At 36.0% G+C, this 18960-nt stretch carries 23 protein-coding genes; 18 read left to right on the top strand and 5 right to left on the bottom strand.

Going from position 1 to position 18960, the window contains the following annotated elements; all coding sequences use genetic code 11:
* Window positions 1-4: 4 nt before the first annotated feature.
* Complete coding sequence (locus tag CQ046_RS15540; RefSeq protein ID WP_105703154.1) at window positions 5-520, top strand: ClbS/DfsB family four-helix bundle protein; 516 nt, start codon at window positions 5-7, stop codon at window positions 518-520.
* Between the two features lie 36 nt (window positions 521-556).
* Here CQ046_RS15540 and lysS read toward each other — a convergent pair whose 3' ends face one another.
* The 4 genes from lysS to CQ046_RS15520 form a co-directional block, all read right to left on the bottom strand.
* Window positions 557-2251 (bottom strand): lysine--tRNA ligase, encoded by a 1695-nt coding sequence (gene lysS, locus CQ046_RS15535; protein WP_105703153.1) that lies wholly within the window; start codon window positions 2249-2251, stop codon window positions 557-559.
* A 283-nt stretch (window positions 2252-2534) separates the two neighbouring features.
* Window positions 2535-3464 (bottom strand): 23S rRNA (adenine(1618)-N(6))-methyltransferase RlmF, encoded by a 930-nt coding sequence (rlmF, locus tag CQ046_RS15530; RefSeq protein ID WP_105703152.1) that lies wholly within the window; start codon window positions 3462-3464, stop codon window positions 2535-2537.
* Window positions 3465-3467: 3 nt separating this feature from the next.
* A complete protein-coding gene (locus tag CQ046_RS15525) occupies window positions 3468-3842 on the bottom strand; it encodes a c-type cytochrome (RefSeq protein ID WP_105703151.1) in 375 nt (124 codons plus the stop codon).
* Window positions 3842-4060 carry a hypothetical protein gene (locus CQ046_RS15520; protein WP_105703150.1) on the bottom strand — a complete coding sequence of 73 codons (219 nt, stop codon included), beginning with the start codon at window positions 4058-4060 and terminating at the stop codon, window positions 3842-3844. Before CQ046_RS15520 ends, CQ046_RS15525 begins: the two co-directional genes overlap by 1 nt.
* A 201-nt stretch (window positions 4061-4261) precedes the next feature.
* Between CQ046_RS15520 and CQ046_RS15515 the strand changes: the two genes are divergently transcribed.
* The 14 genes from CQ046_RS15515 (at window position 4262) to CQ046_RS15450 (ending at window position 16382) form a co-directional block, all read left to right on the top strand.
* Window positions 4262-4714, top strand: a complete 453-nt coding sequence (locus CQ046_RS15515) for a cupin domain-containing protein (RefSeq protein WP_105703166.1) — start codon at window positions 4262-4264, stop codon at window positions 4712-4714.
* Between the two features lie 186 nt (window positions 4715-4900).
* Complete coding sequence (locus CQ046_RS15510) at window positions 4901-5545, top strand: hypothetical protein (RefSeq protein ID WP_105703149.1); 645 nt, start codon at window positions 4901-4903, stop codon at window positions 5543-5545.
* 246 nt (window positions 5546-5791) lie between these two features.
* Window positions 5792-7216: an anthranilate synthase component I family protein gene (locus CQ046_RS15505; protein ID WP_105703148.1), complete on the top strand. Its 1425-nt coding sequence runs from the start codon at window positions 5792-5794 to the stop codon at window positions 7214-7216.
* An 82-nt stretch (window positions 7217-7298) separates the two neighbouring features.
* Window positions 7299-7901: an anthranilate synthase component II gene (locus CQ046_RS15500; protein WP_105703165.1), complete on the top strand. Its 603-nt coding sequence runs from the start codon at window positions 7299-7301 to the stop codon at window positions 7899-7901.
* Between the two features lie 41 nt (window positions 7902-7942).
* Window positions 7943-8929 carry an anthranilate phosphoribosyltransferase gene (trpD, locus tag CQ046_RS15495; protein ID WP_105703164.1) on the top strand — a complete coding sequence of 329 codons (987 nt, stop codon included), beginning with the start codon at window positions 7943-7945 and terminating at the stop codon, window positions 8927-8929.
* A 185-nt stretch (window positions 8930-9114) separates the two neighbouring features.
* Window positions 9115-9888, top strand: coding sequence for an indole-3-glycerol phosphate synthase TrpC (gene trpC, locus CQ046_RS15490; protein ID WP_105703147.1), 774 nt, complete (start codon window positions 9115-9117; stop codon window positions 9886-9888).
* Between the two features lie 11 nt (window positions 9889-9899).
* Window positions 9900-10589 (top strand): phosphoribosylanthranilate isomerase, encoded by a 690-nt coding sequence (locus CQ046_RS15485; RefSeq protein WP_105703146.1) that lies wholly within the window; start codon window positions 9900-9902, stop codon window positions 10587-10589.
* 30 nt (window positions 10590-10619) lie between these two features.
* Window positions 10620-11132, top strand: a complete 513-nt coding sequence (locus CQ046_RS15480; RefSeq protein WP_123906634.1) for a hypothetical protein — start codon at window positions 10620-10622, stop codon at window positions 11130-11132.
* Window positions 11129-11674: a hypothetical protein gene (locus tag CQ046_RS15475; protein WP_105703144.1), complete on the top strand. Its 546-nt coding sequence runs from the start codon at window positions 11129-11131 to the stop codon at window positions 11672-11674. The genes CQ046_RS15480 and CQ046_RS15475 overlap by 4 nt, the downstream gene beginning before the upstream one ends.
* Before the next feature lie 4 nt (window positions 11675-11678).
* Complete coding sequence (trpB, locus tag CQ046_RS15470; protein ID WP_105703143.1) at window positions 11679-12857, top strand: tryptophan synthase subunit beta; 1179 nt, start codon at window positions 11679-11681, stop codon at window positions 12855-12857.
* An 89-nt stretch (window positions 12858-12946) separates the two neighbouring features.
* Window positions 12947-13681 carry a tryptophan synthase subunit alpha gene (gene trpA / locus CQ046_RS15465; protein WP_105703142.1) on the top strand — a complete coding sequence of 245 codons (735 nt, stop codon included), beginning with the start codon at window positions 12947-12949 and terminating at the stop codon, window positions 13679-13681.
* Between the two features lie 31 nt (window positions 13682-13712).
* Window positions 13713-14441 carry a lipoyl(octanoyl) transferase LipB gene (gene lipB / locus CQ046_RS15460; RefSeq protein WP_105703141.1) on the top strand — a complete coding sequence of 243 codons (729 nt, stop codon included), beginning with the start codon at window positions 13713-13715 and terminating at the stop codon, window positions 14439-14441.
* Window positions 14442-15041: 600 nt separating this feature from the next.
* Window positions 15042-16001: a protein-glutamine glutaminase gene (locus CQ046_RS15455; RefSeq protein ID WP_105703140.1), complete on the top strand. Its 960-nt coding sequence runs from the start codon at window positions 15042-15044 to the stop codon at window positions 15999-16001.
* A 69-nt stretch (window positions 16002-16070) separates the two neighbouring features.
* Window positions 16071-16382, top strand: a complete 312-nt coding sequence (locus tag CQ046_RS15450) for a hypothetical protein (RefSeq protein ID WP_105703139.1) — start codon at window positions 16071-16073, stop codon at window positions 16380-16382.
* A 6-nt stretch (window positions 16383-16388) separates the two neighbouring features.
* Here the strand turns inward: CQ046_RS15450 and CQ046_RS15445 are convergent, their stop codons facing one another.
* Window positions 16389-17141 (bottom strand): SDR family oxidoreductase, encoded by a 753-nt coding sequence (locus CQ046_RS15445; protein ID WP_105703138.1) that lies wholly within the window; start codon window positions 17139-17141, stop codon window positions 16389-16391.
* A gap of 255 nt (window positions 17142-17396) precedes the next feature.
* On the opposite strand from CQ046_RS15445, the gene CQ046_RS15440 reads away from it, so the two are divergent.
* From CQ046_RS15440 to CQ046_RS15430, 3 genes are read left to right on the top strand one after another with little or no spacing between them, the layout of a single operon-like run.
* A complete protein-coding gene (locus CQ046_RS15440; RefSeq protein ID WP_079241094.1) occupies window positions 17397-18029 on the top strand; it encodes an NAD(P)H-dependent oxidoreductase in 633 nt (210 codons plus the stop codon).
* A gap of 32 nt (window positions 18030-18061) precedes the next feature.
* On the top strand, window positions 18062-18496 hold the full coding sequence (locus CQ046_RS15435) for a MarR family winged helix-turn-helix transcriptional regulator (RefSeq protein WP_105703137.1): 435 nt from the start codon (window positions 18062-18064) through the stop codon (window positions 18494-18496).
* On the top strand, window positions 18497-18922 hold the full coding sequence (locus CQ046_RS15430) for an organic hydroperoxide resistance protein (RefSeq protein ID WP_105703136.1): 426 nt from the start codon (window positions 18497-18499) through the stop codon (window positions 18920-18922). It begins immediately after the preceding gene.
* Window positions 18923-18960 lie beyond the last annotated feature (38 nt).

Genomic DNA, 18960 nt, shown 5'->3' with positions numbered 1-18960 from the left:
AAATATGCAGACTTATGAAGATAAAGCAGCGCTTATTGAGGAGATCAGGAAAAGACATCTAATGTATGATGAGGAATTTAATGATATTAACGAGGAGAATAAAGATCTTTTTATGGCTGGAATTGACAAAACTCCATCGCAAAATATTTCTTATCAGTTAGGCTGGATTCACCTGCTTTTGCAATGGGAAGCTGATGAGCAAAAAGGAATTGATGTAAAAACTCCTACTCCAGAATACAAATGGAATAATCTGGGAGGATTATATCAATCTTTTTATCATGAATACGGTTTTTATAGTTTACAACAGCAAAAAGAGCTATTGCGAGGTAAGGTTGATGAAATTGTTAACTGGATAGAAAGCCTCGATGACGACATCCTTTTTGTTCCTGGGCAGAGAAAATGGGCAACTACTCCCGCCCAATGGCCAGTCTGGAAATGGATTCATATCAATACTGTTGCTCCGTTTAAGAATTTCAGGATACAGCTTCGGAAATGGAAAAAAGAAAAAGGTACAGAATAGCTCTGTACCTTTTTTATTTGTATTTTCTGAGAAATTTTAAGCCAATTTCATCAAAAGATTTTCGTCAATCTTCTCTACTTTCACAATATTATTTTTTGTTAAAGTTTTGGAAGCTTTATCCCATTTTTTACCGGAAAGTTTAGATTTTTCTTTCACTTCACTTAGAGGAAACTGTTCACCTGATTTCAAAATATCAAGAATAATATGTTCATCCTCTCCTAGTTCAATTTGTGGAACCGCTTTCTCTGGTCTCATCTGAGGGAAGAATAGTACTTCCTGAATAGAGGCATTATTCGTTAAGAACATAATTAATCTGTCCATACCGATTCCTAATCCTGAAGTTGGCGGCATACCATATTCCAATGCTCTCAAGAAATCCTGATCGATGAACATTGCTTCATCATCTCCTCTTTCAGATAACGCCATCTGTGCTTCAAAACGCTCTCTCTGATCAATAGGATCATTAAGCTCTGAATAAGCGTTAGCGATTTCTTTACCGCATACCATTAATTCAAAACGCTCTGTTAAGCCTTCTTTGCTTCTGTGTTTCTTTGTCAATGGAGACATTTCAATAGGATAATCTGTAATGAAAGTCGGCTGGATGAAGTTTCCTTCACATTTCTCACCGAAGATCTCATCAATCAGTTTTCCTTTCCCCATCGTCTCATTTACTTCAATTCCGATAGACTTGGCAAAATCATATAATTCCTTCTCTGTTTTTCCAGTGATATCGAATCCTGTAAATTTCAGGATCGCTTCTGTCATGGAAACTCTTGGATAAGGAGCTTTGAAATCTACATTGTGTTCTCCGAATGTAGCCGTTGTAGTTCCGTTTACCTGGATAGCACAGAATTCCAATAATTTCTCAGTGAAATCCATCATCCAGTTGTAATCTTTGTACGCTACATAGATTTCCATAGCGGTAAACTCCGGGTTGTGTGTTCTGTCCATCCCTTCATTTCTGAAGTTTTTTGAGAACTCATATACCCCGTCAAAACCACCTACGATCAATCTTTTCAGATATAATTCGTTGGCAATTCTTAAATACAATGGAATGTCCAGCGCATTGTGGTGCGTGATAAACGGTTTTGCTGCTGCTCCACCAGGGATAGACTGTAAGATTGGAGTTTCCACTTCAAAATATCCTGCATCATTAAAGAATGTTCTCATGGCATTGAACAATTTTGTTCTTTTCACGAAAATTTCTTTTACCTGTGGATTTACGGTTAAATCTACATAACGCTGTCTGTATCTTAATTCAGGATCTGTAAATCCATCGTGTACAACACCATTTTCGTCAGTTTTAGCCTGAGGTAACGGACGTAAAGCCTTCGTAAGAAGGATAAAGTTTTTTACTAAAACCGTCTTCTCTCCTACCTGAGTCGTAAACAATTCTCCCTCAATACCGATAATATCACCAATATCTAAAAGGTGCTTGTATACTTCATTATATAGTTCTTTATCTTCACCCGGACAGATCTCGTCTCTGTTGAAGTAAACCTGGATTTTTCCTTTAGAATCCTGCAATTCTGCAAAAGAAGCCTTTCCTTGAATTCTGCGGGACATTAATCTACCAGCGATCTTCACCTGTTTACTTTCAGAAAAGTCCTGTTTTATAGATTCTGTAGTATCTGTAATTGTATACTCATCCGCAGGGAACGCATTAATCCCCATTTCAGTAAGCTTATTCAGCTTTTCTCTTCTAATGATTTCTTGTTCTGATAATTGCATTTCTTATTTTTCTAAAAGCGTACAAATTTAGGCATTTTTGACCTGATCATCAATGGGTTTTTGCAGAAATTTTAAAAAGTGAACAAGGAATGGAGTTGAGATAAGGGATATAAGGTATTAGAACCAATAATTGAAGTATTTAAACGCTGGGGTCGCAAAGATTATTATTAATATAATGGTAAAAAAATGATTGCAAAGCCGTTTCACTTAGTAGGGCACCCTATTATTAGTTAATTTAGTCTCGTAATTGAGCTATCGTGCTAGAAACTTTAAACTTTGAATATTAAATAAGCCAGGTTTTCCTGTCTTTTTTAGGAATAAATGTCCAGGCCAGCATTCTGCTTACCTTTTGTCCCTGAGCCATATCAATGGTTTTCACTTCTATAGCTTTTATTTTCTTTAAAAGATGGGTTAGTTTACTGAGATTTTCTTTTTTGGAAACCAGGCACGTGAACCAAAGAACTTGGGTTGAAAATAATGCACTTTCATTAATCATTTTTGTAATAAAAGCCAGTTCACCTCCTTCACACCATAGCTCAGACTGCTGACCACTAAAGTTAAGAAGAGGTTTACTTTTCTTTGATTTACTAAGGTTCTTTGTTTTCCTGACATTCCCTTTCATGGCAGACTCTTCAGAATCATGAAAAGGAGGATTACACATGGTAAAGGTAAACCTGTCGTCAGGATTTATGATATTTTTAAAAATATGATCAGTTTCCAGCTGATTTTTTAACTGAATAACAGAAGTCAGATCTTCATTTTGGTCCAGAATATGCTGAGCATTTTTCAAAGAATCCTGATTGATATCTGTTCCCAATATCGTCCAGCCATAAGACCTGTGACTGATTAAAGGATATACTAGATTGGCTCCTGTTCCTATATCCAACCCTTTTACAGAATTTCCTGTCGGAACTTTATTAAACTGTTCGGCTAGGAGATCAGCAATATAATGTACATAATCTGCCCTTCCGGGAATGGGTGGACAAAGGTTGGTATCAGGAATATCCCAGCCTTTAATGTTATAAAAATGTAAGAGCAAGGCTTTGTTGAGCAATTTGACTGCTTGTGGAATGCTGAAATTAATGGTTACCGTCTGATAAGCATTAACGAAAACATAGTGTTTCAGTTCCGGCACACAAGAAATAAGCTGATCGAAATCATAGGGATTACGATGCAGATTTCTTGTGTGCAGACTGGATTTTTCAGCGGACATATTTTATTTCTTCTGACTTAAAATATATTCCACCATTTTTTTGGCATCTTCTTTAGATACCTGTGGATGGGCGGCCATAGGCACACTTCCCCATACTCCACTTCCGCCTTCTATAATTTTGGAAGCCAGCAATTCTGTATCCTTTTCAGAGTACTTTTCTGCAATTTCCTTATAAGAAGGTCCTATCATTCTCTCATTAACAGCGTGGCATCCTGAACAATCTAATGTTTCCATAATCTGATCACCGGAAAGATTAGATTTTGCAGGCTCTGAAACAGCAGTTGTTTCAGAAGAAGGTGCCACTTCTGCTGTATTTTCTTTTTTAGAACAGGAAACGATCATAAGACCAAGAGTTCCTGCTAAAAGTATTTTTTTCATTATTTCTTCGCTGTAGAATCTGTTTTAGCAGCTTCAGGTGCTGGAGCAGCCGGAGTTGCAGCAGCTGGAGCAGCAGTTTTAGCAGTAGAATCTACAACTGTAGTTGCTTCTGGCTCTTCAAGCATCGTGTTGCTATCCTGTAAAGAGTGATCTGCTTTTTTTGAACAGCTTGCTAATAATAAACCTCCGATAAATGCGATTGCTAATACTTTTTTCATTTTTTTCTAATTTGGAAGCAAAAATATAAAAAATAACCTTTTAAACTTATGACAAATGTTTTCTTTGATAAATATTTTTTAAGGATTGAGTTTTAATCCAATCAATAAAAAAATAATTCAAACATTGGAGAAATTAAATAAGCTTAGTTATTTTTGTATACCGAATTATCAAAACAAAATCAATCTATTAATATGAAACTTATGACTACAAAAAGTTTACTAAGTGTTGCTTACTTTGTAATATCCTTTACTCTTGTTCTCTCCTGTAACAATTCATCAGACGATTCTCATTCAGAATATTCTGATAAAATTGAATCGGTGACTTTATTAAAAACAACCAAATCATGGGATGGAACTTTATATCCGGCCTATCCTGCTACACAACCGGAAATTTCTGTTCTTAAGATTGCTGTACCTCCCAATAAAGCTTTAGACTGGCATAAACATCCTGTGATTAATGCAGCTTATGTAGAAAAAGGGGAAATTCAGGTGGAGAGAAAAGAAGACGGTAAAACACAATGGATCCGTAAAGGTCAGGTTCTTCCGGAAATGGTGAACATCGCCCATCGAGGAAAAACAGGAGATAAAGGAGTAACTCTGATTGTTTTCTATAGCGGAACTCCTGATATTCCTTTGTCTGAACCAGTAAAATAGTTGTTTTTAAACGCTATGTTCGCAAAGTAATTATTATAAATCTCTATTTTTTGTTCGCAAGGCCACTTCGTTTAGCTAATGATAGCCGAATTTGCTGAGTGAAGCGCCTTTGCGATCGTTTTATACATTTGTGTTAAATATATCTTTGCGACCTCAGCGTTTAAATAAAATAATTATATTTAAACTATGGTTTTAATTTCAAAAATTCTGTTTTTCACCAGTCATCACGGTTTTTATACGGTGGTTCTACTGTTTGTGTTTTTTGGACTTCTCTCCTATCTGACCAAAAAAGCATGGTTATTGATTCCGATCATTCCACTGGCTATATTAAACGGAGTTGGCGGACAGTTTTTGAATGCATGGTTTTTAAATAAATATGGTGTTGAGAGCACAGCCATTATCACATCTGATGTAGAAACCAACTCTACGCTGAATGATATGTATATCCACGATTATGAGGCTATTGTGAAAAAGCAGGATGGAAAATACACTTCAACTTTCTTCTCCACTACTTCTGCTGCCATCTATCCGATTGAAAATGCAATCCGCATTCCGCAAAAGGAAGTTTCTTTTCCTGTAAAATATATTCCGGGATATGAAAAAAATATGGTCATTCTCTACTATCAGTCTGATGAGGGACAAGCCAATCTTAAGTATTCAAAACTGGCTCCTGTCAACTCTGCAAGAATCAAATATGAAGCAGACCGAACGAATAAAGAGTTCATTGAAGAATATATTTCTGCTCTGGAAAGTTATGTAGAATATGATGATAACGAAACTTACAAAGAAAAAATCAAGGAATTAAAACTAGAGCTTAACCATCTTAAATAGTAGATTTCTATATTAAGTTTATTTATTTTTTGATATTTTTTAGTCTTGGTATTAAAAAAATTTCTACATTTGTCCCATGTTAAAAATGAACAACAATATTTGGTGGTGGCTTTCAAACTCTTCGTCGGGTCTGGAGGTATTGTCATGTTGTTAATCACAGCAGAAATAATCAAAAAACAATATATAGGCTTTGACGGATACCGTTAAAGCCTTTTTTTATTCCTTAATCTTACAAAAAACAACACGATGTTTACAAACACAATTAAAATAAAAACTGTTTCGAAAAAAACACTGGGAGATCTTCATACTCCTATGAATATTTATCTTAAGATCAGGGATAAATTCCGGGATACCATTCTTCTGGAAAGCTCGGATTCAAAAAGTATTGATAATAATTTTTCCTTTATCGCGGTAAATGCCATTGCGGGAATTGAAGTGAAAAACCTCAACGAATTTGAAATTAAGCTTCCAGCTTCCGCTCCTGTAAAACAATTGATTAATGATCAAAAGATTACAGATATATTTGAAAACTTCAGAAACATTTTTAAATGTGAAGAAACGAATGATCCCATAGAGCAAACGGCTCAGAGCCTTTTTGGCTATACAAGCTTCGAAGCGGTACAGTTTTTTGAAAACATCAATCTTAAAGCACAAAGCAAGGAAGTTGAAATTCCTGTTATGCGATACAGATTATACCAATATGTGATCGCTATCAATCATTTCAATGATGAAATGCATATTATTGAAAACTTTATTGATGGGGTAAAATCTGAACTTCATCTTTTAGAGAATCTTATTAAAAATCAGAATACTCCGGTTTATCCTTTTGAAAAAACAAGCGAGGAAACATCTAATATTACCAATGAAGAGTATCTGGAACTGGTAAAAACAGCTCAGAAACACTGTATGCGTGGAGACGTTTTCCAGCTGGTTCTAAGCAGAAGATTTGAACAGAAATTCAAAGGAGATGAGTTTAATGTATACCGTGCTTTGAGAAATATCAATCCTTCTCCTTACCTATTCTATTTTGATTACGGAAATTACAAATTATTCGGATCAAGCCCTGAAAGCCAATTAATTATCAAAAACAATAAAGCAATCATTCACCCGATCGCCGGAACTTCCAAAAGAACAGGGAACTTTGAAGCTGACCTTGAAGCTATTGAAGTTTTAAAGGCTGATCCTAAAGAAAATGCAGAACATACCATGCTGGTGGATCTGGCAAGAAATGATCTTGGGAAGCTTGGAAAAAATGTAACCGTTACTAAACTTAAGGAGATTCAGCTGTTCTCTCATGTTATTCATATGGTAAGTGAAGTGACAGCAGATGTTGAAGATAATATCAATCCTCTTGAAATGGTTTCTGCCACTTTCCCTCAGGGAACGCTGAGCGGTGCACCGAAGCATAAAGCCCTTCAACTGATCAATCAATATGAAAAAGATTCCCGCGGATATTACGGCGGATGTATAGGAATTATTGGATTGAACGGAACCTGCAACCAGGCCATCATGATCAGAACATTCTTAAGCAAAAACAACACGCTGTTTTATCAGGCAGGTGCCGGACTTGTAGCAAAATCCGTCCCTGAAAGTGAGCTGCAGGAAGTCAACAACAAACTAAATGCTCTGAAAAAAGCTGTAGAAAAAGCAGAAAAAATAGTTGAAAAATAAACCCATCAACTATCAACTTGCAACAAAAACAACCTGCAACCAGCAACAAAAAACAACCCGCAACTCTCTAACAAAAAAAGAAATGAACAACAATATAAACACCCAACAGCCACAGCTTAAAGTTCTCGTTTTTGACAACTATGACAGCTTTACGTATAACCTTGTCCAGATTATTGAAAGAATTCTGGATCAGAAAGTGGATGTAGTAAGAAATGATAAAATTACCCTTGAAGAGATTGGAAAATATGACAAAATTATCCTCTCTCCCGGTCCCGGAATTCCTGAAGAAGCAGGTATTTTATTAGACCTTATTAAAGAATATGCGCCTACAAAAAGCATTCTTGGGGTATGCCTTGGCCAGCAGGCTATCGCTGAAGCTTTCGGAGGAACTCTGATCAACCTGTCTGAAATTTTCCATGGAGTAGCAACTACTACTGAAATTGTAAAAGAAAACACCAAGATTTTCAACAATTTAAGTTCAGGACTGGAAGTGGGAAGATACCACAGCTGGGCAGTCAATCCGCAAGGTTTCCCGGAAGAACTGGAAATCACCGCTGTAGATAAAGATGGAATGATCATGGCTTTGCAGCACAAAACGTATGATGTACACGGAGTACAATTTCACCCTGAAAGCATTTTAACGCCAGAAGGAGAAGTCATCATTAAAAACTTTCTATTGTCATGAAAACCTTAGAAACCCCTTCAACAACCATAAAAACGCCACAAATGAAAGAAATATTACAATACCTGTTCAATCATAATACGCTCTCCAAATCAGAAGCTAAGGCTATGATGATTGAGATTGCACAGAATAAGTTCAATGCTGCAGAGGTTACGGCTTTCATGAGTGTTTTCCTGATGCGGAATATCACCCTGAAAGAGCTGGAAGGTTTCAGAGAAGCATTATTACAGATGGCTGTTACTGTAAATATTGATGCAAGTGATGCCATCGATATTGTAGGAACCGGAGGTGACGGAAAAGACACCATCAATATATCAACGCTAGCCAGTTTTGTAGTAGCCGGAGCCGGACAGAAGGTAACCAAACATGGAAATTACGGAGCTTCCACAACTACAGGTTCATCTAATGTGCTTGAAGAACTGGGCTATCAGTTTAAAAGCAATTCAGAACAATTGAATGAAGATCTTGAAAGAGCCAATATCTGCTTTTTGCATGCTCCTCATTTTCACCCTGCACTGCAATCAGTTGGGTTATTGAGAAAATCTCTGGGATTAAGAACATTCTTTAACCTATTAGGACCTTTAGTGAATCCGGCAAAACCTAAATATTCAATGATTGGGGTTTATAATCTGGAAATTGCAAGAATTTATCAGTACCTCCTTCAAAAGGAAGAACGCGAGTTTATGCTGGTACATGGTCTTGACGGATATGATGAAATAAGCCTTACGGACGACAGCAAAATCATCACAAAAAATGGGGAAGAAATATATTCTGCGGAAGATTTAGGCTTCAATCCCGTAACACTGGAAGACATCAAAGCCGGAAGTTCTATTCAGGAAACAGCAAAAATATTTATGGATATTTTAGAAGGAAAAGGTACAGAACAACAGAACTCTGTGATTCTTGCCAACGCCTCAGTAGCGCTGCACAACACCAACAAATTCGGGACGTATGAAGATTGTCTTCTGCTGGCTAAAGAAAGTCTGCAAAGCGGAAAAGCATTGAATAGTTTTAATCTTTTAATTCATTAATCTTATTATTTTTTTAACCGTTAAGAAATTTTAAGTAATGAATAATCGTTAAGATTAATCATTCTGATTGTAAGTTAAAGTGAAGCTTATCTTAACATCTTACTACAATCTTAATGTTTCAAAAAGAAAAAAATTTAAACAGGTTCAAATAAAATAATCATTGATTAAATTTTAAACACAAAAAAATGACGATACTCGATAAAATTATTGAACGAAAAAAAGAGGAAGTTACAGCGGCAAAATCACGCATTTCTCTTGATCATTTAAAAAACACGGATTTTTTTGGAAGAAAAACCTATTCCCTGAAAGAATCTATCAAAAATAAAAGCGGAATTATCGCTGAGTTCAAAAGACAATCGCCTTCAAAAGGGATTATCAACAATAGTGTGGAGCCTTTAGAGGTAGTTTCTGCTTACGAAAATTTTGGAGCCAGCGGAATCTCTATCCTGACAGATTATGATTTCTTCGGAGGAAACTTAAATGATGTTCTAGGGGTAAGAAATGAGATTAACATTCCGATTCTGCGAAAAGATTTCATGATTGATGAATATCAGTTCTATGAAGCCAAAAGCATCGGAGCCGATGTCGTTCTGTTGATTGCTTCATGTCTTTCTCCTGCGCAGGTACAGGAATTTACAGAACTCGCTCATGAGCTGAAATTGGAAGTTTTGCTGGAAATTCATACAGAAGATGAACTAAAGCATTTCAATTCAGAAATCGACTTGGTAGGAATCAATAACAGGAACCTTAAAGATTTTAAGGTAGATCTGCAGCATTCCCTTCAGTTGAAAAACCAGCTTCCGAAAGAAGTTTTGTCCGTTGCAGAAAGCGGTATTTACAGTCTTGAAGACTTCAAATTTTTAAAGGAAAAAGGATTTGACGGTTTCCTGATGGGAGAATATTTCATGAAAAACACTCATCCGGCAAAAGCTTTTGAAGAATTCACTTCTCAAATTTAAAATCAATCATAATGAGCCTGCAACCTACAACTTCAAACCTGCCTCCTCAACTCAAAGTCTGCGGTCTTACAAAACCGGACCAGATTCAGGAACTAATTTCTATGAATACAGATTTTCTTGGTTTCATCTTCTATGAAAAATCACCGAGATATGTTTTGAATCATCTGAATCTGAAAGAAATCTCAATGATTGATCATCATGGAAAAGTAGGTGTTTTTGTGAATGAAGAAATGGATAAAATTTTAAGGATTGTTCAACAGGCAGATTTAAATTTCGTACAGCTTCATGGTGATGAAAGTAATGATTTTATTACTGAATTGAAACAAAAACTGAATCCTGAAGTTGGAATTATTAAAGCAATAAGAGTAGGAAATAATACAACAGAAAATCAAAATAAAATAAGACAAATTTTTGATCTGCAACAAACTACCTACAACCTGCAACCTATTACCTTTTACCTTTTTGATACTGACAGCAAAGCCTTTGGAGGAACAGGAAAACAATTCGACTGGAATATTCTGAATGAATTCCAGATTCCCATTCCCTACTTTCTAAGCGGTGGTATTTCTGAAGAAAATATTGGGAATATGAAAACATTGAAGCAACAGCCTTTCGCTTTAGATATCAATTCAAAATTTGAAACAGAGCCCGGAAATAAAAATATTGACAGAATAAAAAAATTCAAAACTTTATACCATTAAAAATAGGTAATCAATAAAAAATACACAATGATGATGAATATACATTTGCTAAAGAAGACATTTTATAAAACCTTATTTCCACCTAAATTTGGAAATGAGAAAATCCAGAATCTGTATCACTTTATTGCCGAGAATGACAGCAATATAGAACATTGGGAAGTGGGTGGATTATTGTCTAAATTCATTAGCACTATTAAAGATTTTGAAGAAAGTGACATCCAGTATTTTTTTGAGAGAATCAGCCTATGGAACAGCTATTATCTGGTTATTATCTCTGATAAATTTTTAGAGAATCATGTAAGATCAGTAGTAAAATATGATTTAGGACTGATTTATGCTAAAATATTTCTGCTGTATGAAGATTCAGATTCTTATTATTTGATTGACAACCTGGAAATTGCAATCACGATGTATCAGTCAAAAATAGATAAAGCAACCTTAATTGATTTAATGCATAAAATAGAATTATTGTATTATAAAAAATTGATTACCAAGCAACAGTACGATTACAACCTTGCATTTATTAATAGTTTGAACCCATGAAATATCAAATAAAAGAAACGAAAAATCTAACAGAAACCGAGATAGAACATATCCTGGAACTTTGGGATATTTCTGCCTGGAATACGATGAAAGTCGCTTATTTTCGCACTTTTTTCAAAAATTCAGAATTTCATTTTCTGATGGATGCCCATGAAAATATACTGGCCATTATGAGAGTAAATTTTGATTTTACCTTAAAAATAGCAGACTCAGAGTATAGTTTTGCGGAAGCCGTAGGACTTGTAGCTGCTCCTAAAAAGAAAGGATATGGTGCAGCGTTGGTCAGAAGTTTCAAAGAAAATACTATTCAGCGGAATATGGAAACTATAGGTTTTTGTCATTCGGATCTTCGACCCTTTTATGAAAAATGTGATGTAGAAATTCTCCATGACAAAGCCAAAATGATCAAAGAAAGTATCGGCTCCGGGTGGGTGAATTCTGAAGATGATGATATTTTGATTTTTCATACCTCACAGGAAAGAAAAGAACTGCTCAATCAGCTAAGTTCACAAAACAATGCTTATTTAATGACTAAAGAATAAAAAAATGAATTATAAAAACCCCGATGAAAACGGATATTATGGAGAGTTTGGAGGTGCTTTTATCCCCGAAATGCTCTATCCTAATGTAGAAGAACTGCAAAAAAACTATCTTGACATCATAGCATCTGAAGATTTTCAGGCTGAATATCAGGATTTGCTTAAAAACTATGTGGGACGCGCTACTCCTTTATATTTTGCTAAAAATCTAAGTAATAAATATAATACTCAGATTTACTTAAAACGAGAAGACCTCAACCATACCGGAGCTCATAAGATCAATAATGCTCTGGGACAGGTTTTATTGGCCAAGCGTCTTGGAAAAACAAGAATTATTGCTGAAACCGGAGCGGGACAACACGGTGTTGCTACTGCTACAGCCTGTGCTTTATTAGGTCTGGAATGTATTGTCTACATGGGTGAAATTGATATCCAGAGACAAGCCCCAAACGTGGCAAGAATGAAAATGCTGGGTGCAGAAGTGGTAGCAGCTACATCAGGTTCAAAAACACTAAAAGACGCTGTAAATGAAGCATTAAGAGACTGGATCAACAATCCTGTGACTACTCATTATGTGATTGGAAGTGTGGTTGGGCCTCATCCTTTTCCTGATTTAGTAGCAAGATTTCAGAGTATTATTTCAAAAGAAATCAAAGAACAGCTTAAAGAAAAAATCGGAAGAGAAAACCCAGATTATGTGATTGCCTGTGTAGGTGGAGGAAGTAATGCAGCAGGAACTTTCTATCATTTTGTGGAGGAAAAAGAGGTGAAAATTATTGCTGCTGAAGCCGGAGGATTAGGAGTAGATTCCGGAAAATCTGCGGCTACTACCTTTTTAGGAACGCTTGGAGTGCTTCACGGAAGCAAAAGCCTTGTAATGCAGACAGAAGACGGGCAGGTTATAGAACCTCATTCTATTTCCGCAGGATTAGATTATCCTGGAATAGGGCCTTTCCATGCGCATTTATTTAAAGAAAAAAGAGCAGAATTTTTTAGTATTAATGACGATGAAGCCTTAAAATGTGCTTTTGACCTTACCAAACTGGAAGGAATCATTCCGGCACTGGAAAGTTCACATGCACTGGCAGTTTTAGACAAGAAAAAATTCAATGAAAATGATGTTGTAGTCATTTGTCTGAGCGGCCGTGGAGATAAGGATATGGAAACATATCTCAAAAATTTGTAAAATGTAAAAAGTATGTATGCAAAATGATTTTAATGGGTAAAACCCAATGATGAATACATTTTACATGACTATATCAATACAATAAAAAAATGAAAAAACTAAATATATACTTCACAGCAGGAATTCCTCAATTGGAAGATACCGCTGACATTATAAAACTGATTCAGGACTCCGGAGCGGATATGATTGAAATCGGAATGCCTTATTCTGATCCTGTGGCAGATGGACCTGTGATCCAGAAAGCTCATGAACTGGCTTTACAAAACGGAATGACCATTGAAAAACTATTGTCTCAGCTGAAAGCTATCAAAGATGAAATCAGAATTCCGATTATCCTGATGGGGTACATCAATCCTGTTTTAAGTTTCGGGTTTGAGAAATTTTGTGCAGCGTGTTCGGAAAGTGGTGTTTCTGGACTCATTCTTCCAGACCTCCCTCCTATCGAGTTTGAAAAAAATTACCAGCAGATTTTAAAGCAATACCATCTTAATTTTACCTTTCTCGTAACCCCGGAAACATCTGATGAAAGGATGATCTATCTGGATTCCCTAAGCTCAGGTTTTCTGTATGCAGTAAGCTCTTCTTCCACTACCGGAAATGAAAACGCTGTTTTGAAAAATGAATCCTACCTTTCCAGAATAGCATCTCTCCCGCTTAAAAATCCGGTGATGATTGGATTTGGAATCAAGTCGAAAGAAGATTTTGAAAATGTAACGGAAAAAGCAGATGGAGGTATCATCGGAACAGCTTTTGTGAATATTTTGCTTCAGGATAGAGACTGGAAGAAAAGCGCCATAGATTTTATCCATTCCATAAAAGCGTAAAATTCACTAAATTTGTATATCAAAAATTGAAATGAATACAAATCAAAATAAAGCAGTAGAATTTGAAGATTTAGGAGTCAAAGAATATCAGCCAGCCTGGGATTATCAGGAACAACTGATGAAAAACATCATTGATACCAAAATAAAAAACAGGGATCTTCCTGCAGAACAACATATTACTACTCCCAACCATTTTCTTCTCGTCGAACATCCGCACGTTTATACTTTAGGAAAAAGCGGACACGAAGAAAATATGCTTGCAGGTATTGATAAATTGAAAGAAATTGATGCTACTTTCGTGAAAGTAAACCGTGGTGGAGATATTACCTATCATGGCTACGGACAGGTTGTAGGCTACCCTATTCTGGATTTGGAAAACTTTTTCACAGATATTCATTTATATATGAGGAATCTGGAAGAGGTGATCATCAGAACTATTGCCGAATACGGTATTAAAGGAGAACGTTCTCCAGGAGAAACCGGAGTATGGCTGGATGTGGGAAAACCTTACGCCAGAAAAATGTGTGCGATGGGAGTAAAAGCTTCCCGATGGGTAACGCTGCACGGCTTTGCATTGAATGTGAATACGGATATGCGTTATTTTGAATACATTATTCCATGTGGTATAAAAGACAAGCAGGTTACTTCTTTGAAAAGAGAACTTGAAAGAGAACTGACACCCGTAGAAATGGAAGAACTGAAAGCAAAGATCAGAAAACATTTTGCCGATGTGTTTCAAGCAGAATTGATTTACAAATAGTCAAGTTTACTTACAATATAATAAACCCGGTTTCATCAGTTGAAACTGGGTTTTTAGTTTACATTGTATTGTTATTCTTGGATTGCCTGGATTCCTACGTAATTGACAAAAGCATTGGTAGCTTAGAAGGGTTTGTTAGTTAAAACGGATATTTCTCCCCACCTTGTCTATTCTCTAGGAATCCAAACCGTAAAATAACAAATTTCATTACTTCAAAATTAATCTGTATTGTCGTTCCTGCATTGCCTAGATTTCTGCGGGATAGACAAGGTAATGGATAGATCATGAATACATTACAAGTGTTTGTCAGCTAAAACAGATATATCCATTCACCTTGTCCATTCCGTAGGAATCCAAATCGCAAAAAAATAACAGATTTAACAATTTTAAAATTTTCCTGTTTTTCCCTAATTCACCATCTAAATCACTAGGATTTACACCTTTTTTAATATCATAAAATCAAAAATATAATACAATTATGTATTTTTTTTGAAAAAACGCTTGCATATATTTTAATTTTTATTACTTTTAATATCACAAAATAGTGAACTATCACCACTAAAAAGTTCACTACAAATTAACCACCAAAATATAAAAACTATGAAAAAATTTCTGTTATCCATGATGGTATTCGTGACGATGCTGTCATTAAATGCCTGCTCAGATTCAAGCGCCAATCAGGATCCTAATTTAGTAGCGAAAGAGTCAAACGAAGTTTCGATGAAAGATTTCGGTAAGACTGTTCCGGTAGGGATAGAAAAAGAGGATGGAAAATTTAAAGTTTCCTTTATGGTTTCAGCGCAGCCGTATCATATTAAAGATACTAAGGAAAATGCGGGATTCATCTCTATGATCAAAGAAGCTGTAGAAAATGAAACTCCAGTTCAGGTTTTCCTGAAAGCCAATTCTAATGAAATCGCAAAGGTAGACAAAGCAACTGCTGATGACATCCGTTATTTCAAATCAGTATTCAATAAAGAAGAAAGAGGCGACAGTAAAAAAGCAGTAAGCGTTATTCCAAATCTTGCAACGCTGAACAGCTTATTCACTCAGATCAAAAATCAGGCTTGCGGAACTTCTACGGCATCTTCACCGTGTATTACTTTCAGATATCCTGTGGATGGATGCTATGCCAGAGCTCACAAAATGAGACAAATCCTTTTGAATGCAGGTTACGATTGTGAAAAACAATTCGTTTATGGTAACCTTAGAGCTTCTACAGGAACATGTTGTGTGTCATGGGTATATCACGTAGCAATTTTGGTAAGCTTCAAAAATGCTTCCGGAATTGTTGAAAAAAGAATTATTGACCCATCATTATTCTCCAGCGGACCTGTAACTGACGCTGCATGGAGAGCTGCTTGTACGAATACAGGCTGTGGATCTGCTTCTGTATCTTCTTTTGCTAATACAGCAGGAAATGTATACTACAGAAGTCCATCAGGTTCTTTACTGTATGATAACAACTATGTAAATACCAACTGTGTATTGAACATATTCTCATCCCTTTCAGGATGTTCTCCTTCTCCTGCTCCTAGCGTAGGAAGCTGTGGATTTTAACTAATTTATATAGAGCTCCTGCCTGTATTTTGGTACATTGCAGGAGCTTTTTAATTAATACTTTTTACTATGAAAGCCTGGTCCTATTTACTATTACTTTTTATTATGATTACATCCTGTTCCGGTAATTCCAGTTCACAGAATTTAACCTGGTATAATAATGCCACTATTTCAAATATCACAGAAGATCCGGACAAACCGAACGAGGTTGTACGCGTTTCCATTGGAATAAGTGCTCAGGTTTTTTATCTTTCAAAAAAATCAGCGGATTACAAAAGTCTTATGGAAAAAGCAACTCAGAGCTTTAAAAAAAGTAAGACCTATAATATAGGTATTGAAAATAAAACCAATATCATCAAAGAAATTAAAGAGGTCAAATAATCTGTATTATCTGATTACAGAAATTCCGGCATCTACTTTGAGCTCGGCTCCATGAATATATGAAGCTTCTTCTGAAGCGAGAAACAGAACCGCACTGGCTATTTCTGAAGGCTCGCCCTGTCTTTTAAAAGGGATTGTAAGGATAATATCTTCAATGGCACTTTCTATCTGCTCACCGGTTAAGCCTGTATTATTAAAAATATTGGTTTTAATATGTCCGGGACTTACTCCATTGACACGAATTCCACGTTCTGTAAGTTCTACTGCAAAAGTTTTGATGAATGACTGTACTGCAGATTTGGCAGCAGAATACACCGAAAAATTGTGCATTGCAATTTCCGTTGCCACTGAAGTATTGAAAATAACAGAACTTCCGCTTTTCATCAATGGTAATACCTGTTGTACAGTAAAGAATGGTCCTTTTACCAACATATTAAAGAGTTCATCAAACTGATTTTCGTCAATGTATTCAATAGGTGCAAATCTTCCGTACCCTGCATTGGCAAAGACCACATCAATATGTTCTGTATACTTTCTGACTTCCTGCTGAATATTCATCAGATCTTTTATATTCCCGGCATTGGATACGATTCCAAAGGCATTTTCTCCAAGCTTTTCCAAAGCTATATTTACAGTTTCTTCACTTCTTCCTGTGATGATAACTTTTCCTCCTTCCTCGACAAATTTCTGAGCAGTAGCTAAGCCCATTCCATTAGTTCCTCCGGTTATTAAAGCGGTTTTGTTTTTAAATCTCTGCATTGTTTTTAGTTTAAATTTCTATTACAAAGATTGTAATACAAAGGCTTTGAAAAAATCCGAATCATGTGAAAATCAACAAAATTGAAGCTATAATTTATCTTTTTAAATTTCATCAATAATCGCGATTAATAAAATCTTTCAAAATTAAATTGCACACAATTAAATTGAGTGTACATTTGTACTGTTAATTTACTTCAATATAAAAATCATGAAGTTTAATAGTCACCAAGTAGTTTAATTTAAAACAAAAAGAAAATGTCATTAATAGAAAATCTAAACTGGAGACATGCTGTAAAAGCTTATGACCCAACCAAAAAAGTATCACAGGAAGACCTTAATACTATTCTTGAATCAGCAAGGCTGGCTCCTACTTCATCCGGACTGCAGCCATTCCGAATTATTGTAGTGGAAAACCAGGAGTTGAAAGAAAAAATGGTAGCAGGTGCTTTAAATCCTGAAGTCATGAGAGATTCTTCTCACGTTTTGGTTTTTGCAGCATGGGACAGCTATTCTAATGAAAAAATTGACAAAGTTTACGATTATCACACGGATGTAAGAGATCTTCCAAGAGGTCGTTTCGGAAGCTACACCGATACTATCAAAAAAATGTACGGAGCACAAACTGCTGAAGAACATTTTGCACATACTGCTCGTCAGACTTACATTGCCTTAGGAATTGCACTTGCACAGGCGGCAGAACTTAAAATTGACAGTACTCCGGCAGAAGGATTCAACAATGCTGTAGTGGATGAAGTACTGGGATTAAAGGAACTGGGATTAAAAAGTGTAACTCTTTTATATCTTGGATACCGTGACGAAGCTAATGACTGGCTTTCTTCTATGAAAAAAGTTAGAATTCCAATGGATGAATTTATCATAAAAAAGTAATACCTTCATCGAATCTTTCGTACTCAAACATTATGGAAAATCCGAAAACACCCAAACTAGAAAACCAGATTTGCTTCCCGCTGTATGTCATTGCCAAAGAGATTACTGGGCTTTACCGTCCTTTTCTTGATGAGCTGGGCATTACGTATCCGCAGTATCTCGTGATGATGATATTATGGGACGGTGACGGGCTTACGGTGACTCACATCGGAGAAAAACTTTTTCTGGACAGCGGTACTTTGACCCCTCTTCTTAAAAGACTGGAGTCTAAAGGATTCATCATCAGAAAAAGAAAAAAAGAGGACGAAAGAGTGGTTGAAGTATTTTTAGACGAAGCTGGAAAAAAGCTTCAGCAAAGGGCTTGTGAAATTCCAGGAAAAATCCAGGAAAAACTGGGAATACAACCAGAAGAGCTGCTGCACCTTAAAGACACGGTACTAAAAATATTAAACAAAATAGAAAAATAAATGAAAACGTTATATACCACTAAAGTCACTGCTCAAGGAGGCAGAAACGGACATGTAAAAAGTGAAAACGGAGTGTTGGAACTTGATGTAAGAATGCCGAAAGGTTTAGGAGGAGCCAATGACGATTTTGCCAACCCTGAAATACTTTTTGCAGCAGGATATTCCGCATGTTTCGACAGCGCTCTGAACAGAGTCATCAGTCTTTCTAAAGTAAAAACCGGAGAAACAACAGTAACCGCTCAAGTTAGCATCGGTCAGCTTGAGAATGGCGGTTTCGGACTGGCAGCAGAACTGGATGTGAACATTCCTGGTGTTTCTCTTGAGGAAGCACAGGCTTTAACAGAAAAGGCACACCAGATCTGTCCTTATTCTAATGCTACCAGAAATAATATGGAGGTGAAACTTTCAGTAACCAACAACAATTAATCCAATTTTTTTAAGCATAGTTATAACGAAAGGAGCTG

It is taken from the genome of Chryseobacterium sp. MYb7 (genome assembly GCF_002979455.1).
Classification (GTDB): Bacteria; Bacteroidota; Bacteroidia; order Flavobacteriales; family Weeksellaceae; genus Chryseobacterium.
The sequence above is the reverse complement of the archived record's forward strand: the minus strand, read 5'-3'. Positions and strand labels throughout refer to the sequence as shown.

Bases quoted from the DNA above. Each gene is read 5' to 3' on its own strand.
- CQ046_RS15540 (WP_105703154.1), top strand. From the start codon at position 5: ATGCAGACTTATGAAGATAAAGCAGCGCTTATTGAGGAGATCAGGAAA.
- lysS (WP_105703153.1), bottom strand. From the start codon at position 2,251: ATGCAATTATCAGAACAAGAAATCATTAGAAGAGAAAAGCTGAATAAG.
- rlmF (WP_105703152.1), bottom strand. From the start codon at position 3,464: ATGTCCGCTGAAAAATCCAGTCTGCACACAAGAAATCTGCATCGTAAT.
- CQ046_RS15525 (WP_105703151.1), bottom strand. From the start codon at position 3,842: ATGAAAAAAATACTTTTAGCAGGAACTCTTGGTCTTATGATCGTTTCC.
- CQ046_RS15520 (WP_105703150.1), bottom strand. From the start codon at position 4,060: ATGAAAAAAGTATTAGCAATCGCATTTATCGGAGGTTTATTATTAGCA.
- CQ046_RS15515 (WP_105703166.1), top strand. From the start codon at position 4,262: ATGACTACAAAAAGTTTACTAAGTGTTGCTTACTTTGTAATATCCTTT.
- CQ046_RS15510 (WP_105703149.1), top strand. From the start codon at position 4,901: ATGGTTTTAATTTCAAAAATTCTGTTTTTCACCAGTCATCACGGTTTT.
- CQ046_RS15505 (WP_105703148.1), top strand. From the start codon at position 5,792: ATGTTTACAAACACAATTAAAATAAAAACTGTTTCGAAAAAAACACTG.
- CQ046_RS15500 (WP_105703165.1), top strand. From the start codon at position 7,299: ATGAACAACAATATAAACACCCAACAGCCACAGCTTAAAGTTCTCGTT.
- trpD (WP_105703164.1), top strand. From the start codon at position 7,943: ATGAAAGAAATATTACAATACCTGTTCAATCATAATACGCTCTCCAAA.
- trpC (WP_105703147.1), top strand. From the start codon at position 9,115: ATGACGATACTCGATAAAATTATTGAACGAAAAAAAGAGGAAGTTACA.
- CQ046_RS15485 (WP_105703146.1), top strand. From the start codon at position 9,900: ATGAGCCTGCAACCTACAACTTCAAACCTGCCTCCTCAACTCAAAGTC.
- CQ046_RS15480 (WP_123906634.1), top strand. From the start codon at position 10,620: ATGATGAATATACATTTGCTAAAGAAGACATTTTATAAAACCTTATTT.
- CQ046_RS15475 (WP_105703144.1), top strand. From the start codon at position 11,129: ATGAAATATCAAATAAAAGAAACGAAAAATCTAACAGAAACCGAGATA.
- trpB (WP_105703143.1), top strand. From the start codon at position 11,679: ATGAATTATAAAAACCCCGATGAAAACGGATATTATGGAGAGTTTGGA.
- trpA (WP_105703142.1), top strand. From the start codon at position 12,947: ATGAAAAAACTAAATATATACTTCACAGCAGGAATTCCTCAATTGGAA.
- lipB (WP_105703141.1), top strand. From the start codon at position 13,713: ATGAATACAAATCAAAATAAAGCAGTAGAATTTGAAGATTTAGGAGTC.
- CQ046_RS15455 (WP_105703140.1), top strand. From the start codon at position 15,042: ATGAAAAAATTTCTGTTATCCATGATGGTATTCGTGACGATGCTGTCA.
- CQ046_RS15450 (WP_105703139.1), top strand. From the start codon at position 16,071: ATGAAAGCCTGGTCCTATTTACTATTACTTTTTATTATGATTACATCC.
- CQ046_RS15445 (WP_105703138.1), bottom strand. From the start codon at position 17,141: ATGCAGAGATTTAAAAACAAAACCGCTTTAATAACCGGAGGAACTAAT.
- CQ046_RS15440 (WP_079241094.1), top strand. From the start codon at position 17,397: ATGTCATTAATAGAAAATCTAAACTGGAGACATGCTGTAAAAGCTTAT.
- CQ046_RS15435 (WP_105703137.1), top strand. From the start codon at position 18,062: ATGGAAAATCCGAAAACACCCAAACTAGAAAACCAGATTTGCTTCCCG.
- CQ046_RS15430 (WP_105703136.1), top strand. From the start codon at position 18,497: ATGAAAACGTTATATACCACTAAAGTCACTGCTCAAGGAGGCAGAAAC.